Origin of the sequence: Aggregatibacter sp. 2125159857, assembly GCF_017798005.1 — a bacterium.
Lineage (GTDB): Bacteria > Pseudomonadota > Gammaproteobacteria > Enterobacterales > Pasteurellaceae > Aggregatibacter.
The window spans coordinates 1,055,262-1,071,628 of the sequence record NZ_CP072548.1 but is presented as its reverse complement, the minus strand read 5'-3'; the positions used below and the strand labels follow the sequence as shown (position 1 = coordinate 1,071,628).

Annotated in this window: 16 protein-coding genes and 1 pseudogene; 4 read left to right on the top strand and 13 right to left on the bottom strand. The window is 41.9% G+C overall.

Going from position 1 to position 16,367, the window contains the following annotated elements; all coding sequences use genetic code 11:
* Nucleotides 1-87: 87 nt before the first annotated feature.
* The 4 genes and pseudogenes from J5X96_RS05380 to map all read right to left on the bottom strand — a co-directional run bounded on the left by J5X96_RS05380 (nucleotide 88) and on the right by map (nucleotide 4,608).
* Nucleotides 88-738, bottom strand: a complete 651-nt coding sequence (locus J5X96_RS05380; protein WP_209362089.1) for an IS3 family transposase — start codon at nucleotides 736-738, stop codon at nucleotides 88-90.
* Nucleotides 728-1,086, bottom strand: a pseudogene (locus J5X96_RS05375) (transposase). The gene J5X96_RS05380 and the pseudogene J5X96_RS05375 overlap by 11 nt, the downstream one beginning before the upstream one ends.
* 61 nt (nucleotides 1,087-1,147) lie before the next feature.
* Nucleotides 1,148-3,739, bottom strand: a complete 2,592-nt coding sequence (gene glnD / locus J5X96_RS05370) for a bifunctional uridylyltransferase/uridylyl-removing protein GlnD (protein WP_209362087.1) — start codon at nucleotides 3,737-3,739, stop codon at nucleotides 1,148-1,150.
* Nucleotides 3,740-3,804: 65 nt separating this feature from the next.
* Nucleotides 3,805-4,608: a type I methionyl aminopeptidase gene (gene map, locus J5X96_RS05365; RefSeq protein WP_111296998.1), complete on the bottom strand. Its 804-nt coding sequence runs from the start codon at nucleotides 4,606-4,608 to the stop codon at nucleotides 3,805-3,807.
* Nucleotides 4,609-4,744: 136 nt separating this feature from the next.
* Here map and erpA point away from each other — a divergent pair, with 136 nt between their 5' ends.
* From erpA to mrcB, 3 genes are read left to right on the top strand one after another with little or no spacing between them, the layout of a single operon-like run.
* Nucleotides 4,745-5,086: an iron-sulfur cluster insertion protein ErpA gene (gene erpA / locus J5X96_RS05360; protein ID WP_021616501.1), complete on the top strand. Its 342-nt coding sequence runs from the start codon at nucleotides 4,745-4,747 to the stop codon at nucleotides 5,084-5,086.
* 1 nt (nucleotide 5,087) lies between these two features.
* Nucleotides 5,088-5,450 (top strand): YacL family protein, encoded by a 363-nt coding sequence (locus tag J5X96_RS05355; protein ID WP_209362085.1) that lies wholly within the window; start codon nucleotides 5,088-5,090, stop codon nucleotides 5,448-5,450.
* Nucleotides 5,451-5,480: 30 nt separating this feature from the next.
* Nucleotides 5,481-7,838 carry a penicillin-binding protein 1B gene (mrcB, locus tag J5X96_RS05350; RefSeq protein WP_209362083.1) on the top strand — a complete coding sequence of 786 codons (2,358 nt, stop codon included), beginning with the start codon at nucleotides 5,481-5,483 and terminating at the stop codon, nucleotides 7,836-7,838.
* A gap of 132 nt (nucleotides 7,839-7,970) precedes the next feature.
* On the opposite strand, the gene J5X96_RS05345 is transcribed toward mrcB, so the two are convergent.
* The gene (locus tag J5X96_RS05345; RefSeq protein ID WP_209362081.1) at nucleotides 7,971-8,222 is read right to left on the bottom strand and encodes a YcgL domain-containing protein; all 252 of its coding nucleotides are present in this window, start codon (nucleotides 8,220-8,222) and stop codon (nucleotides 7,971-7,973) included.
* A gap of 86 nt (nucleotides 8,223-8,308) precedes the next feature.
* On the opposite strand from J5X96_RS05345, the gene minC reads away from it, so the two are divergent.
* A complete protein-coding gene (minC, locus tag J5X96_RS05340; protein WP_209362079.1) occupies nucleotides 8,309-8,971 on the top strand; it encodes a septum site-determining protein MinC in 663 nt (220 codons plus the stop codon).
* Here the strand turns inward: minC and J5X96_RS05335 are convergent, their stop codons facing one another.
* From J5X96_RS05335 to J5X96_RS05300, 8 genes are all read right to left on the bottom strand, one after another.
* Nucleotides 8,972-9,535, bottom strand: a complete 564-nt coding sequence (locus J5X96_RS05335) for a molecular chaperone (RefSeq protein ID WP_209362077.1) — start codon at nucleotides 9,533-9,535, stop codon at nucleotides 8,972-8,974.
* Complete coding sequence (locus J5X96_RS05330) at nucleotides 9,514-10,146, bottom strand: NAD(P)H-dependent oxidoreductase (RefSeq protein WP_209362076.1); 633 nt, start codon at nucleotides 10,144-10,146, stop codon at nucleotides 9,514-9,516. Before J5X96_RS05330 ends, J5X96_RS05335 begins: the two co-directional genes overlap by 22 nt.
* A gap of 49 nt (nucleotides 10,147-10,195) precedes the next feature.
* Nucleotides 10,196-10,459 carry an NfeD family protein gene (locus J5X96_RS05325; RefSeq protein ID WP_021616494.1) on the bottom strand — a complete coding sequence of 88 codons (264 nt, stop codon included), beginning with the start codon at nucleotides 10,457-10,459 and terminating at the stop codon, nucleotides 10,196-10,198.
* Between the two features lie 14 nt (nucleotides 10,460-10,473).
* Nucleotides 10,474-11,484 (bottom strand): CAP domain-containing protein, encoded by a 1,011-nt coding sequence (locus J5X96_RS05320; protein ID WP_245193442.1) that lies wholly within the window; start codon nucleotides 11,482-11,484, stop codon nucleotides 10,474-10,476.
* A 27-nt stretch (nucleotides 11,485-11,511) separates the two neighbouring features.
* Nucleotides 11,512-12,246, bottom strand: a complete 735-nt coding sequence (locus J5X96_RS05315) for an ABC transporter ATP-binding protein (RefSeq protein ID WP_209362074.1) — start codon at nucleotides 12,244-12,246, stop codon at nucleotides 11,512-11,514.
* A 4-nt stretch (nucleotides 12,247-12,250) separates the two neighbouring features.
* Nucleotides 12,251-13,228, bottom strand: a complete 978-nt coding sequence (locus J5X96_RS05310) for an iron ABC transporter permease (protein ID WP_209362072.1) — start codon at nucleotides 13,226-13,228, stop codon at nucleotides 12,251-12,253.
* A 259-nt stretch (nucleotides 13,229-13,487) separates the two neighbouring features.
* A complete protein-coding gene (locus tag J5X96_RS05305) occupies nucleotides 13,488-14,294 on the bottom strand; it encodes a helical backbone metal receptor (protein ID WP_209362070.1) in 807 nt (268 codons plus the stop codon).
* Nucleotides 14,295-14,360: 66 nt separating this feature from the next.
* The gene (locus J5X96_RS05300; protein WP_209362068.1) at nucleotides 14,361-16,289 is read right to left on the bottom strand and encodes a TonB-dependent siderophore receptor; all 1,929 of its coding nucleotides are present in this window, start codon (nucleotides 16,287-16,289) and stop codon (nucleotides 14,361-14,363) included.
* Nucleotides 16,290-16,367 lie beyond the last annotated feature (78 nt).

Here is a 16,367-nt window from a genome sequence, read left to right as displayed (position 1 = left end):
ATATCATCATTTTTTCAAATTGACGAAAATTGAAATACGATAGAATAAAAAATGATCTGCCTCCCCAAAAAAAGTTGGACAGGTTAGTTAACTTAAATATTGAGCTCGGTATTGCACCGGGCTCAATCCTTTGAAAGCAAGTTTAATGCGTTTTTGGTTGTAAGACACTAAATATTCTTCAATTTCAGCCTGTAATTCAGCAATTGAATGATAAGTCCGAGAGTAAAAACATTCTGATTTTAGTATCGCAAAAAAATTTTCAATCACCGCATTATTATCGCAATTTCCTCGGTGGCTCATACTTTGAACCGCTTTACCTTCCAACATCTTTACCCATTCCGCCGAGCCATACAATACGCCTTGGCCGCTATGAATAATCGGGCATTCTGTCGGTTTAAGCCGACTAAGCCCTTGTTCTAACATCTTTTTTACCAATGAAAACTTCGGGCGTGTTGCAAAGTTATAGGCAATAACTTCTCGGTTAGCCAGATCCATCAACGGTGAAAAATAAAGCTTTTCTTGCCCAACCTGAAATTCCGTTACATTCGTTACCCATTTTTGATTGAGTGCCGTTGCTGTAAAATCACGATTCAGCAAATTCGGGGCAATATGCGATGTTTTTCCTCGTTTTCCATGTCTTTTTTTGCGTAAAATGGAATGAATACCTAACTCGTTCATCAGCTTTAACATCGTTTTATGATTCAAATGAAAACCCATTTGGCGTAATTTAAACGTCATAGAGCAATAGACGGTCGAGCTTCTCCAACTCCTTTAGGTAAACAATCTCCGCACGAGCCAAGGCGAGTTCTCGCTGTAACTTTTTAAACGCTTTAGGTGAAATGTCTGTAGTTTCCGGGATTTCAATGTCTTTCTTTTTTATTTTATCTTTGGCTTCACTATTTTCGGGGTTTGAAGGTTTGTATGAGGCGATTTTACGCCATAAAGCCCTCTTTCTCAAAATGCTTCTAGCCAATAAATGACGAGAGCATGGGAAATTTGATGAAGTTTAGCCACCTCACGGATACCATAATCCTGTTCGGTGACGAGTTTGATAATTTCTAAACGAAATTGATAAGAGTAAGACATAATCTGCACCTCAAATTAGGTGTCCAGGTTTTGGGGTGCAGATCACTTTTATGTTTAAACGCTAATTTAAAATTTGCAACAAACGCGTCAATAACGCCGCTCTCTCCGACTCGTCCAAGGCACGTCCGAATTTATTCGTCAAAATAAAGAAATCTTCTGCTTTTTCACCAATGGTGGTGATTTTTGCATTAAGTAAATTCAGCTCTAAGTCGCAGAACACAGCACTCACATCCGCCAACAAACCGGCCTGATCCAGCGCAAACAATTCCATTTCAGTTTGATCGATCTTCTCAAGATTCAAAAAACGCACGTCGGTTTTCACATGAAAGTGAGCCAAATGGTGTTTTTCGCGCAGGCGTTGTTTATTCACCGTTTCTGACGTTAGGCTTTTCGTCAACGCGTCTTCCAACATACGACGACGATTAAATGGCAACTCAGCGCCATCCAGTTCCGTCACAATAAAACTGTCTAACACATAGCCGTCTTGCGTAGTAATAATTTGCGCATCATGAATGCTGAGTTTTTTCGCGCCGATGGTACTTACCACTTTATTAAACAGGTTCGGGCGGTCGTTGGTATAAATAAAAATTTCCGTACCGCCGGCGGAAAACCGATTGCTCACTTTTACCAACACATCACCGGTAAATTCAGCAAGCAGTTGTGTATGCCAGCTGATTTGCTGTGGTGAATTACGTAAAAAATAATCCAATGGACAACGTTGCCATAGCTTTTCAATTTGCGGCTCAGAAAGTGCGGTGTTTTTTTCACGTATTTCTAACAACGCCAAGTGGCGATGCTCTTCGGCTTTTGCCTGATTATCCAACAAGGTTGCCAGCCCTTGGGCAAATTGTTGCGTGGTGTAATCGTATAAGGTCGCTAATAAAGAACGCTTCCAGCTGTTCCATAAGGTTTCATTGGTTGCCACAATGTCGGAAATGGTGAGGCACGTTAAATAATCTAAGCGCACTTGATTACGCACCCGCTCGGCAAAACTCAACACGATTTCCGGATCATGAATATCCCGTCGTTGTGCCGTCACCGACATCAACAAATGCTGTTCCACCAGCCATGCCATGGTTTCCGTTTCGCGTTGGTCGAAGCCATGCAGTACGGCAAACTCGCGTATATCTTCCGCCCCCAGTAATTCATGCGCGCCACCACGCCCTTTCGCGATGTCGTGAAATAAGGCGGCAATATACAATAAAGTGCGGTCGGAAATTTGATGCATTATTTGATGGCAAATCGGGTGATTTTGCGCCGACGTTTCCGCTAAAAAACTTTCCAGTTTTAACATCACGCGCAGAATATGTTCATCCACGGTGTAACAATGGAACAAATCAAACTGCATTAAGCCGACAATATTGCCCCATTGCGGTAAATAGGCGGTCAGCACACCATATTGGTGCATGGGGAAAAATGCCCGTTGGATGGCATTAGGCTGATTAAACAACCGAATAAATTTTTCTCGAGCCATCGGTAAATCGCATAAATAGCCTTGCCGTTGCTCTAGCGCCAAATACAGCTCACGTAATACGGAGGAATGGATCTCCGCTTGCGGATATTGCGTTAAATAATAGAAAAGATCGAGGATGCTTTCCGGCTGTTGTTCAAAGCATTGGCGATGGCGCAAACAAATGGATTGATTTATCAAGCTGAAATTCACATCCAGGACTTGCTCATTCACCACTTCATGTGGGGTTAAAAAATGCTCCTGATAATGCTTGACCAGCAATTCGCTCAGCAATGAAATGGAATGTAGCGCCTGAAAAAATTGCTTCATCATGGCTTCCACGCCTTGATTGCCCTCGCCTTGGAATCCCAATAATTCGCTGACTTTTAATTGACGATCAAATAATAGGCGGTTGTCATAACGCTTCAAGATTAAATGCAATGCATACCGCACTTTAAACAGAAATTGTTGGCTTTTCAGCAACAAAGCATACTCCGCCGGATGAATAAATCCCGCTTGCAAAATTTCCTGCAAATTTTTTGCCCCGTTGTGGCGAAGGGCAATCCAATACAACAAATGCAAATCCCGCAAGCCGCCCGGACTGTATTTAATGTCGGGTTCAAGATTGTAAGACGTATTGTTATAACGTTGATAACGCTCATTTTTTTCTTGAATCTTTGCCTGACAGAAATCAGTTTTTGACCAAAAAGTCGGTTGTTGTACCAATGCGACCAACTGACTGAATAATGCTTGATTACCGCATAAATAACGCGCCTCCAACAAATTTGTTGCCACCGTGATATCCGCCATGCCCTCCGCTTCACATTCAGCAAGGGTACGGATGCTCTGCCCAACGTTAAAACCGCAATCCCATAAAAATTGCACAAATTGACCGAGCGTTTCTTGTAACGCCTCGCTTGGAACGTGCTCGGTTAAAATCAAAATATCCAAATCGGAAAGCGGGAACATTTCCTGCCGCCCGTAACCGCCCACGGCAATCAGACTTAATGTGGGATTGTCGGCAAATTGAAAATGGCGCCACAAGTGCAAAAGGAATTGATCATAAAACGCCGTACGATTGGCAACCAGTTGATCAATGGCTATTTTGTCAAAATTCGCCAGTTCAAACTGTTTTAAATTTTCTCTCTGAATTTTGACCGCACTTGGTGTGAGCTCGGCTTGGGTATCGTAAGGAAAAAGCATAGGTTGTCTTGCAAAAACGGGAAATAGAAAAATCCGCCACGGGAAACGTAGCGGATTTCAGTTAATTAAACGTTCACCATAACACGTTGGATACGCCCTTCGGCAATCTCTTCGTCACGGATGGTCATCACTTCACAGCCGTTTTCCGTCACCACAATTTGGTGCTCAAATTGGGCGGAATGGCTACGATCTTTGGTTTTCACCGTCCACCCATCGCCCATTAAACGCACTTCTTTTTTACCGGCGTTAATCATTGGCTCAATGGTGAATACCATGCCCGGTTTTAACACCACGCCGCCATCGTCTGCGTAATAATGCAAAACCTGTGGTTCGCAGTGGAATTCCGTCCCAATGCCATGGCCACAATATTCGCGCACCACACTAAACGTTTGAGATTCCGTATATTTTTGTACGGCTCTACCGATTTCATTTAAACGAATGCCCGGTTTAACCGTACGCAGACCAACATAAAGGGCTTCTTGTGCGGCTTCCACCAGTTTTTTACTGCGTAAATTGGTTTCGCCAACGATATACATTTTCGAGTTATCACCAAAATAACCGTCTTTTATCACCGTGACATCAATATTCACAATATCGCCATTTTTCAGATGCTTATCAAAACTTGGGATGCCATGACAAACCACTTCGTTAATGGAAATGCAAGTCGCTTTCGGGAAACCATGATAATTCAAGCAAGCGGGAATAACTTTTTGCACGTTCACCATATAATCGTGACAAATGCGATCCAATTCTCCGGTGGTAACGCCTTCTTTTACATAAGGCTCGATCATCACCAACACATCGGACGCCAGTTTGCAGGCTTCACGTAATTTAACAATTTCCTCTTCCGTTCTTAATGGAATACTCATGTTTATCTCCCTATTTAAAAAATTGATGGGCGGAATTATAGCACTGTGACAGAGAAAAATCCTTGATAAATTCTTGAATGGACTAGTCGGTTATTAGATAATACGCGCTCAAATAAATCGTGGGGAATTATACAATATGACAGAGATATCCGTTCCGTTAACCTTTACTGATGCTGCGGCACAAAAAGTGAAGTCTTTAATTACCGAAGAAGAAAACCCGGCACTTAAATTACGCGTCTATATTACCGGCGGCGGTTGTAGCGGCTTCCAATACGGCTTTACCTTTGACGAAAAAGTCAATGAAGGCGACTTAACCGTAGAAAATGCCGGTGTGCAATTAGTTATCGATCCGATGAGCCTACAATATTTAATCGGCGGCACCATTGACTATACCGAAGGCTTGGAAGGTTCACGTTTTGTGGTGAATAACCCGAATGCCTCATCCACTTGCGGTTGCGGATCCTCTTTCAGCATCTAATATGGATTTTCAATTTACCTCCCATCAAGGCAACACTGTCGCGAAATGTTCTATGGAGCACGAAGCCTTTGCCAACTGGTTTAACATCGAAGTGCGGTCAAATCCACAACTCATTTCTACCGCACTTTTTCATTTACAAAACTTGCCTGCGTCCCATGCGGCGGATGTCGTGTTAACCGGTGCCGAATACAGCTTATACATTAACGCGGATGAGGTGATGGCGAAGGCAAATAATCTCGCCATTGAGAATCCAGACGCATTGGAAGACGGTTTTTATTATTACGATGATGAAAGTATCGCCTTTTGTGGCATTGAAGATTTTGCCCATTTTTTACACTCTTACTTGGATTTTATCCGCGCCTAATCCCAACATTCAGCCCAAACGGTAACGCACATGGCAACAACAAAAGAGCAACAGACTTCGACTGAACAGCCACCGATAAAATCCAGAAGATCTTGGACAATTCAGCTGTTAAAAATCGCATTCACTTTTTTTTGTATGCTATTTTCTTATTCTGCTTATTTGGATTGGCAAATTCGCAGCAAAATGGACGGACAAATTTGGCGTTTGCCGGCAGAAGTGTATAGCCGAATTGAAAGCATTCGGGTGAGTGATCAACTCAGTTTTGAGCAAATCAAGCAACTTCTCTTAGAAAATGAATATCGCCAAACAACCATGATTGCCGCACCGGGCGATTTTAAAATTGAAAATAACACGATCGTCTTATTGCGTCGTGCGTTCCCTTTTCCCGACACACCAGAAGCGCAACGGGTTTTTCGCCTGCGTTTTGAAAACGATAAACTGGCAGTCATTGAAGATCTGATTAATGTTAAAGCCATTGATGAATTTCGTTTGGCGCCGAAGTTGATCGCCATTTTGCAATCAGACAAAGAAGAACGCCTTGCGATTTCTTTGCAACAATACCCGCGCTTACTCATTGATGCCTTATTACTGACGGAAGATCGTCGTTTCTTTCAACATGATGGTATCAGCCCACTGGGTATTTTGCGTGCCATGATCACCAATATCCAAGCAGGGCAAACGGTACAAGGCGGCAGTACGCTAACCCAACAACTGGTGAAAAACTTATTTTTAAGCAACGAGCGCACCCTCACCCGTAAAATTAACGAAGCCTTGATGGCGTTAATTCTCGATTGGCGTTATGACAAAAACCGTATCTTAGAAACCTACTTAAACGAAATTTACCTCGGGCAGAACGGCGACAACCAAATTCATGGTTTTGAATTGGCCAGCCAGTTTTATTTCGGACGTTCCGTGCGGGAAATCAGTTTGGATCAAATTGCGTTATTAGTGGGGATGGTCAAAGGCCCTTCCCTCTATAACCCATGGCGAAATCCCAATTACGCCCTTGAACGCCGCAATGTGGTGTTGCATTTGATGTTGGAACACAAAATCATCGGCGATGAACTCTATCAACTATTAAGCCAACGCCCGCTCGGCGTGCAAGAAAAAGGAAAAATCAGCCGTAAATACCCGGCGTTTATTCAAACCTTACAAACCGAATTACGCCACCAACTTGGTGAAGGGAAAACTGAAAATTTACTGGGTGCGCGCATTTTTTCTACGTTAGACATCAAACAACAAGATCAGGCTGAACAAGCAGTAATCAGTGCCGTATCCGATTTACAGCTCAAACATAAGAATCCGTTTTTGGAATCCGCCATGGTGGTTGCCGATTATCAAACCGGTGAAGTGCGCGCCATTGTGGGTGGGCTGCAAACACAATTTGCCGGGTTCAACCGCGCTTTATCAGCCAAACGCCAAATCGGCTCGTTGGTAAAACCGTCCATTTATTTGACCGCACTTATGTATCCGGACCAATTTCGGTTGAACACACCGATTAACAACCAGCCGATAACGATCAATGTGAAAGGCAGTCCACCTTGGCAACCGCGCAATTACGACCGCCGATACAGCGGTTCCGTCATGCTGATGGATGCATTAGTACGCTCGTTGAATATCCCAACGGTCAATATTGGTATGAAGCTGGGATTAACCAAAGTGATTTCCATGCAACAAGCCATGGGTTGGGATAAAGTCACGATTCCAAAAGTACCTTCCATGCTGCTGGGTTCCTATGCCATTTCACCTTATGACGTGACCAAGCTTTATCAAACTATCGCCAACGAAGGCGCCAGCATTCCGCTCAGCACGATCAGTAGTATTGCGGATAGACAAGGCAATGTGATTTATGAGCATGATCTCGAACCCAAACAAGTTGCGCCACCTGAAGCCGCATTCCAAACCCTCTTTGCTATGCAACAAGTGGTTGATCGTGGCACCGCTCACAGCTTGCAACCGGATTACGCCCATTTACACTTAGCCGGCAAAACCGGTACGACTAACGATGCGCGCGATACTTGGTTCGTAGGAATTGATGGCGAAAACGTTACCACCATTTGGCTTGGACGAGATGACAACGGTGAAACCAAACTCACCGGTGCCAGCGGTGCGTTACAAGTCTATAAGGCCTATTTACAACGTGCGGCTATTCGCCCATTAAAATTAAACAAACCACAAGGCATCAAGTGGATCGGAATTAATGCCTACGGTGGCTGGGATTGTAGCAGCTCACGCACGATCCCTGTTTGGGCAGACAGAAATCAATCATTCTGCCAACAAAGCCCACTCGCACAAACCGGCTCCATGATCAGCAATACAGCAACGCAAGCACCGACAACCCCGGTAAAACAAGAAAGCGTATGGGATGTGCTAAAAGAAGGTGAATAAAAAATGGACGGCTACACGCAGAATAAAAACACCTAACAAAACGACCGCACTTGAGGAGATAAGTGCGGTCATTTTTTATGGTGTTTTTTTACTATTCATCAATAGAATGAAAAACTCACTAAACTCAAACCGTTATAGACGAAACAACCAATCATCTTTTTTCGGCGTTTGTAAGTAAAAGCCTTTTTCTTTAATGTGCTGCAACACTTCTGTTTTATCGGCATTGACCAACGGTTTTGTACCAGCAAGATTAAACAACATCACAAAAATCGGTTTGCCAAAAGCCGTTAACAATGCGTCAGGTAGCGCGTCAAATTGATCGCGTTTTTCAATATAAAGATATATGCCCGGTTCTTTTGGGCTTTTATAAATGGCACAGAGCATAAATTGGATTCCTTAATTAGGTTGAAGTTGCCGATTTTGCAATAATTCATTATCATTAAGCAACTCTTTTCATTGGAATTTTGCTTATGGCTCAAGATATTATCGAACTACGAACAGGTCAATTTTCTGCGCTGTTTATCAGTATTAATAGTTCAAGCTTGACTGCCATTAAGCGTGCATTGGCAAAGAAAAGCAAAACCTCGCCATCATTATTTAAAAATATTGAGGTGATTTTGCAGTTCAACCCGATGCTGGAAAAAGTTAATCTTATCGCATTAAAAGACTTATTGGCAGAATATCAAATTCGTCTTATTGGCGTGGCAAATTGGCAAAATCATCTGCAAAGAGAACTCATTCTTGCCGCTAACCTCTCCATTCTTGGCAATATTAATAACCTCTCTGAAATCCTTCCGGAACCACGCGATTTACCCACAAAAATTGTGCCGCATAATGTTATCGATAAACAGGTTATTTATGCGAAAAACAGTGATTTGATTATTCATGGCGATGTGGAACAAGGTGCTGAAGTCGCTGCAGATGGCAATATCCATATTTATGGCGAATTATTAGGACGTGCCATGGCAGGTGTCAACAGCAGTTCCGGTGCGATTTATACACAATATTTAGATGCGGAATTTATCGCCGTCAACAGCCGTTTTCTCTATAAAGAAAAAATCCCAACGGAATTTTTATATCGTTCCGTCAGGATTTTTGCCGAAAAGGATCAGTTGAGTTTTCATCCTTTCTAATTACAAGTCAACAGACTCCAATTCATCTGCCATAGCGGACAATATCTCGCGTGTAAGATACGCTAACGCACGATAAAATGGCAGTCCTGCCGATTGTTCCACCTTGTTTAAAAACTTCGCTGCACAAGGCAATAAAAACTGTTCAAACAAGTCTTGTTGCGCGGATAATGAATCGGCATTGTCTTCCAACCATGAGGCCGTTAAAAGCAACATGGCAAAATGATCAAGGTTATCACTTGGCGGTAAATTACGTTCTTGACGAAAGTTTTCAAAATCCGCCACTGAAATATCATAAGCAGAAATTTGCGTTGCCACTGCGCCTTTCTCACCCAATAACTTTTGGTATTCTTTCTCCAAAAGCGTTAAATCTATCGGCATTTGTAATGCGTCTAAAGCTTGCTGACTTTCTGCATCTTCCGTTAATGGCCACACTTCAGATAATTGCTGTTGTTGTAACCATATAAATACGCCAGAAAGAATATTGTCTGTTGGCTGGCGATAAAATAAATTTCCAAATAATCGGCTAATTAAAGAAAAATGATTTAATTGGATTTTTTCTTGCATGAATTTTTGCCCTTCTCTGATAAAAGTGCGGTGAGATTTTCTTGTGTTTTTTCAAATGCCGCGGTTAACACAGATCGATAGCCCGAATCATCTAATAAATGAATATTACCAAAAAGATGATGTTGAATATCCGTTATGCCACAAAAATTAAATAATCCCTCTACTAAACAAGATTGCAAAGCTTTATCAAAAGCCAGTTGTTGATATTTTTCTATGCTATTTCCCATGGTAATAAAATGCTGTACTTTTTTATTTCCCAGCAAACCAACAGACGCACCATTTTCATTTTGGTAGGCAAAGCCGTAACTTAACACACGATCTAAATACCCCTTTAATATTGCCGGGAATCCCATCCACCAAAGTGGGTAGATAAAGGTAATTAATTCGGCTTCTGCAATCAATTTTTGCTCAAACTTAATCTCAGCCGGCACAATGCCATCCATTGTTGCACTCAATTCAGACCAAGATAACACCGGATTAAAATCTAATGTATACAGATCACGAATCACTGCTTCCACACCGATTTGCCGGGTCGCTTTTATGACTTCCTCCACTAAAGTGCGGTTAAAACTCTGTGAGTTTGGGTGAGCAAAAATAATCAAATGTTTCATTTTATTCCTTAAATTTTATCGCATTCAATAAAACTGGCTGAACAATGCGTTATTTTAAAACAAGAATGATCGCAATATAAATTGACACAAGAACAAAAAGAGGAATCGGTAAAATCAATTTCATCACCCCGGCAATCACCGCTACCGCAAGTCCCCACCATAATAAAAACATCCCGGGCACGGCAATTTCTGCGACAAGTAAAACACTACCTAACATAAACCAATGCCACTCATTCCAATGAATCAGGTAGCGTAAAATATCCCAGTGAATAAGCCAGGAAAAAAACTTGAAACTAATTAACCATTCAATCATAAATACTCTCTAAATTAATCTGTGATATTAAACCAATACTCATAATCTTTTGCTGTTCCATTGATCATCACATTCTTAATTTTAACAGAATATTTTTTATTTTTTTGAAGACCATCAACACGCCATTGAATATGATTCCCTAACCCCATATAGTCTTTATCTTTATTAGGATCTGTATATTTTATGCTATGCACACGCATCGTTCTTCCATCTGCCGATCTGACAGAAACACTCGCATTGGCATAATTTACCGAAGTAATATTCTTTTCTCTGGAAGATTTATCTGCAATGACTGAAAAATGAAGAAACCAATCTAAAGTAAACCAATTTGAAGGATAGTTTTTATCCGGATAAGCAATATAATCGACTTTGGTATTTATAATATTTTGTCTTGTATTGCTAATATAAATACTTACCGCATCGGCCACACGCTGATGATTATCCACATGAGTAACACGTCCATAAGAAATATCCCCTAAAAAAGGATCTAAAAACCATAATCGGTGACCTAATGAAAACACATTATCGTCAATAATTAATTCATCAATGACTTTTTCGGCAAAATTCTCCGGTAGAAACACAATATAATCAGAAGTTAAATGCATATTGCTATGGCGACTTCCTTCATATCCATCTTTCGAATAACATTTCAAGCGAGAGGAAGGATAATGATCCAACAACCGATTCGCCGATGAAATTAATGCCGAGGCCGTGGTAAAACGGTCTTTTGTCTCATCATAACCTACAGCTTCCAAACCGTGAGCTTGACGAATTAAATTGAGTTCTTTCAATGCCCGTTTTTTCTCTAATTCTGTCACCTTGCCGGCATAACAGTTATCCACATCCGGAAAACGTTGATAGCTTTTTTGTAACATTTTTAATGCTTGGCTTTCGGCTTTCTCTTTTTCGCCTTCATTTCGGTAAGTAAATTCACTGGAACGAAGTGAATAGGTTTTCCCAACTTCAGCAGACACGAAAGCCGAAATAAAAGAAAAATATAAAAGAATAAATAAAAATTTCATCATCTCTCTCTTGTCTTAAAAAGCACGCTATTATACTAATTTAGTGATGTTATCCAATACTTTGTTTTCTTGATTAATATCCGCATGAATATGAAACGCGTTTGCCAAATTCTCGGCGGTTAATACGCCTGTTGTTTCTCCGCTCGCAATGATTTGTCCTTGATTCAATAAAATCACTTCATCACAAAATTTATAAGCTAAAGAAAGATGATGGATTGCGACCACGCAGGTGTGGCTGGGCGTAAGAGATTTCAGTTGTTCCATCATATCGATTTGATAAAACGGATCGAGGGCGGCAATGGGTTCGTCAGCAAGCAATAAAGGGGCGTTTTTGATACAACAACGGGCAAGTTGTACACGGGCTTTTTCGCCTCCGGAAAGTTGGCGAAAAGATTTTTCCAATAAATGTGAAACAGAAAACGTTTCTGAAATCGACCGCACTTTTTCTTGTTCTTTAGCTCGATTAAGCGGATTCGGTAACCCCAACGCGATAACATCATACACAGATAAATCCCAGTGAATCTCGGTATTTTGTGCAAGGTAAGCCAACTGTTGGCTTTTTTGTTCCGCAGTCATTGTGGTTAATTTGTGATTGTCGAACCAAATCTCACCGCTTTTGATAGGAAAAATACCGGCAATGGTTTTCAGCAACGTCGATTTACCCGCACCATTCGCGCCCATAATGCCGACCAATTTGCCCGTTGGGATAGTGCAGTGAACGCCTTTTAAGCCATAAGGCTGGGAGAGATTCTCGATTTTAATCATAAAGTTACCTTGCTAATCTCCGTTGTTCCGTCAATAAAATCCAAATCAAACATGGCGCACCAATCATTGCCGTGAGTGTGCCGATGTAAATATGAGAGAAAAACGGCACATATTGCACACAAAGATCCGCAATTAACAGCAATAAAGCCCCAAATAAGGCACTTGTTATGTAAAGTTGTGATGGGCGTTGCTTTAATAAAATTCGTGCAAAGTGCGGTGCGATTAAACCGATAAAACCGATGGCACCCGTTTGTGGAATGGTTGCGCCGACGAGCAACGCAACGCCAAAGGTGGTGATAAAAAAACTTCGTTTCGGATCGATCCCCATGGTGCCCGCGGTCTCTTCACCGAAACTGAGTAAATCCACATAACGACGTTCGCGGTATAAACAAACTAAACCAAACAGAACGATCAGCAGTGAAATCACCAAAGTGTCAAGCTTCGCCCACACTAATGAGCCTTGTAACCAACGATAAAGCTCTGCTAGCGCCCAAGGGCTTTCGGCGTTAGATAACAACAACGCAATGGCGGCGCCAAGCAACATATTCACCGCCAAACCGCTGAGGAGCATCATGGTCGTGCCATGATTTTTGGCAATGGCATACACCAATAAAAAACTCGCTAATGCCCCTGCAACACCGCCGAACAGCAATACCGTAAATGGCACAGAAAAATAATAAAGAATAAGCACACTGGCAGCAGTTGCCCCGGCGCTACTGCCGAGCAAACCCGGGCTTGCCAATGGATTTTGAAAAATACCCTGCATGGCATTCCCTGCAAGAGCAAGACAGGCGCCGGTTAAAATCGCTAAACCAATGCGCGGCACACGAACATCCCACAATACAAGCGAACGCATATCAGTGAGCACCCCATCCGCATTTTTGAGATGCGCAAAATCGCCAAGTTGATGATAAAGGGCAATGCCTGTTATCAACAGCAAGAATGAAAAAAGTGCGGTATTTAATTTTTGTGTTTTTGTCAAGGCGCTATTTCCTGTGTAATGTAAAATATCATTGGGTATGTTATTCGTTTTAGTGTTATCAAATTTCTTCCTATTAATTTAACAAATCTCCCCTAGCCCCTCTTTACTAAAGAGGGGAATTTCATTATTGAATGAACCCTAGATGGCATATTTACCGTTTTTGTATATGAATGATTAAAATAAAAACATCAGAATGATAAGTTATCGATACAATAGTCCCCCTCTTTAGTAAAGAGGGGTTAGGGGAGATTTGTCTCATTCAAGGGAGATTTGTCGAATTCCATGACTTAGATTGTTGATAAATCATCTCTGCCCCCTGCCACACGCCATGATCAAGGCAATAAGTATATTTCATCGGAATGCGAAAGTGCGGTCGATTTTCAAAGTATTTTTTTAACAGCGGATGGTCAAGCAATTCCGTCTGTTCGTTATAGCTTTGCTGGTCAGTGATTTCGATTAACCCGTTAGGTTGGGCGAGCAACACTTTTTCCAATGAAAAATTTTGCGGAGTCAATGGGTATTTTAACGGTGTTAAACCAAGCAATGTTAATAGCACGTTATATTGCGGGAAAATGGGTTCCACCACGCCGGTTTCCGATAACATTAGTGTATCGGTCAAGGACACATTCAGTTTGGTCTTTTGTGATGTTAATTTTGCCACCAACTGTTCCGCATGGGCTTCATTACCGGTGATTTTCCCAAGTTGCAACAGGAGTTCAAATAATTCTTCAGCGGTTTGTGGGCTGTCGTTAATCAGCACAATTTTTACGCCAAGGCGCTTTAAATCAGCGACCAATTGCGGATAAAAGGTTTCATTAATCAACAGGGTTTTATCCAAATAAGGCAACAATGCGGTAAGTTGCGGTTCAAGGATAGGTTTATCTCGATTAATTTTATCCAGCATCATGCGCGGGTTTTGAGAGTAAGGCGACATTGCCGCGATTTGTTCCGGACGGGCAATTTCCGCAAGCAGTCGGTCGCTGCACAAGGTGAGCGAAACAAATTCCTCAGCGTGTGCAGAAAAGGAAAGAAAAAGTGCGGTGAAAATAACGGATGTTTTTTTCATATAACGAAGGCGGGTTTTCAGCCCGCCACAATAAAAAAATTCGGCGGACCAAAGCCCGCCTTACAATTAGAACGATCCTCTCAAGCCAACGTAAACATTACGCCCTTCTTGGCCGTAACCAAGAACGTTTTCGTATTTTTTATTGAATACGTTGTTGAGGTTTGCGTAAACCGTCAAACTCTCCGCCACTTTGTAATTCACGCCTACGTTTGCCAAGGTATAAGATGGCAATTTCACTTTATGTGTACTGTAGCTTGGTGAATAGTAGGTATCCATGCGTTTGCCGGTGTAAGACAAATTCACATCTGCGCCCAATTTTTCAGTAATCTGATAGGCTAAGCCTGTGTTGGCTAAATGTTTCGGACGGCGTGCCAATTCAATCCCTTTGCTGTCTCGGGTTTGGGTATATGTATAGTTCGCATAAGCGGTTAATACATCTGTGATTTTACCATTATAAGCCACTTCAAGACCTTTAACCTTGCTCTTCCCATCAAGATTGACGGCACGGCTTGCATAGGTGACGGAATTAATCACTTCGCTACTAATCGCATTTTTCACGTTACGCGTGAAATAAGTGATATCAACGCTATGGCGGTGATCATCTGTTTCAAATAAGAAACCAACATCGCCCCCTACGCTTTTTTCCGGTTGTAAATTTGGGTTGCCGATATAGCGTGCGTTATAGCCGTAATATTCCGTAATTGTCGGATTTTGAATTGCTGAACCAATGCTTGCATGTGCTTTCACATTGTTATGTAAGCGATAAGCCCCGGCAATACGGCCTGTCCATGAATTTTCGTATTCAGAGCTATCAGTGTAACGACCACTCACATTCAAACTATGATCCGCATCGTGTAATAGGCGATATTCTGCTGCGACGCTTTTCTCAATAAGCTTTTTATTACCCGCATTATTGAAATAAGACGAATTAAAATCTGTTTTTTGATAGTCCGTTAAGAAACTTAAACCTTGTGTGATGGAGCCTTCACGATCGAAATTCACATCTAATTGATAGTTCGCATTGAGTTTTTTCGCATCGTAAGCTGAGGCATAGCCAACCGTATCGCTGTCGGTTTTGATATGACTTACGCCAACTTTATGTTTAAGCAATTCATCGCCATTACCTAAGAAACCACTTAATTTAAATAAGGTATCACGTGTGCGAGTGTAATGACCTTTTTCATCTGTTGCACTGTTATCAAAGTTAGCTGTTTGACTGCTATGAGAGGTTAAGAAATCAAAGCCTTTTTGGTTATCGTCATAGCCAAAACGAAGAGAGGTATTATCACGGTGGAATTTATCACGCTCACTTGCTCCACCGGTACTGACCGCTGTACCATCTTGTGCCGTGTAGTTAAAACGGTCTTTGCTGAGTGCTGAAATACCTTTGGTGTGGTGGCTGTCACCATGTAAAGCATAATAGAAATTGTTGTTTGAGCCTGAAAGGGTTAATGAACCATCAACAGTGCGGTGAGATCCTGTGCCAAAATCATAGTCAACATTGAAAGTTTTGCCTTTTTCTAGGCCCTTTTTGGTGGTGATATAAATCACACCGCCCATTGCATCACTTCCCCAAAGCGCAGATTGCTCACCGCGTAAGACTTCGATGCGTTCGATGTTGCTTAAAGCTAATCCACCGAAATCAAAACCGTAGCCGGAAACCGGATTGGCTTTTACACCATCAATAATCACGGCAGTGTGGTTTGCATCCGCACCACGTAAAAAGACGTTGGTCAATGTACCACGACCGCCTGAAGTGCTTACGGCAAGGCTTGGCACGGTTTTCAACACATCACTCACATAAGTCGCGTTACGCTCGGCAAAATCTTTTTCAGTGAGAACGGTAACAGAGGAAGCGGTTTGATCTTGGTTTACCGGTGTGGCGTACGCAGAATAAACGACAATCGGAGCTAATTCGTTTTTTGTGTTTTCACCGGCAAAGGCGATCGTTGGAAGCGCAAATAACATTGCAGTTGTGATGAGATTTTTTTTCATGGTTAGGTTTCTTTAAGTTAGAAAATGTGATTTGCCATCAAAAATGGCGCCTTTTTTAGGCGCCGCATAATACCACAT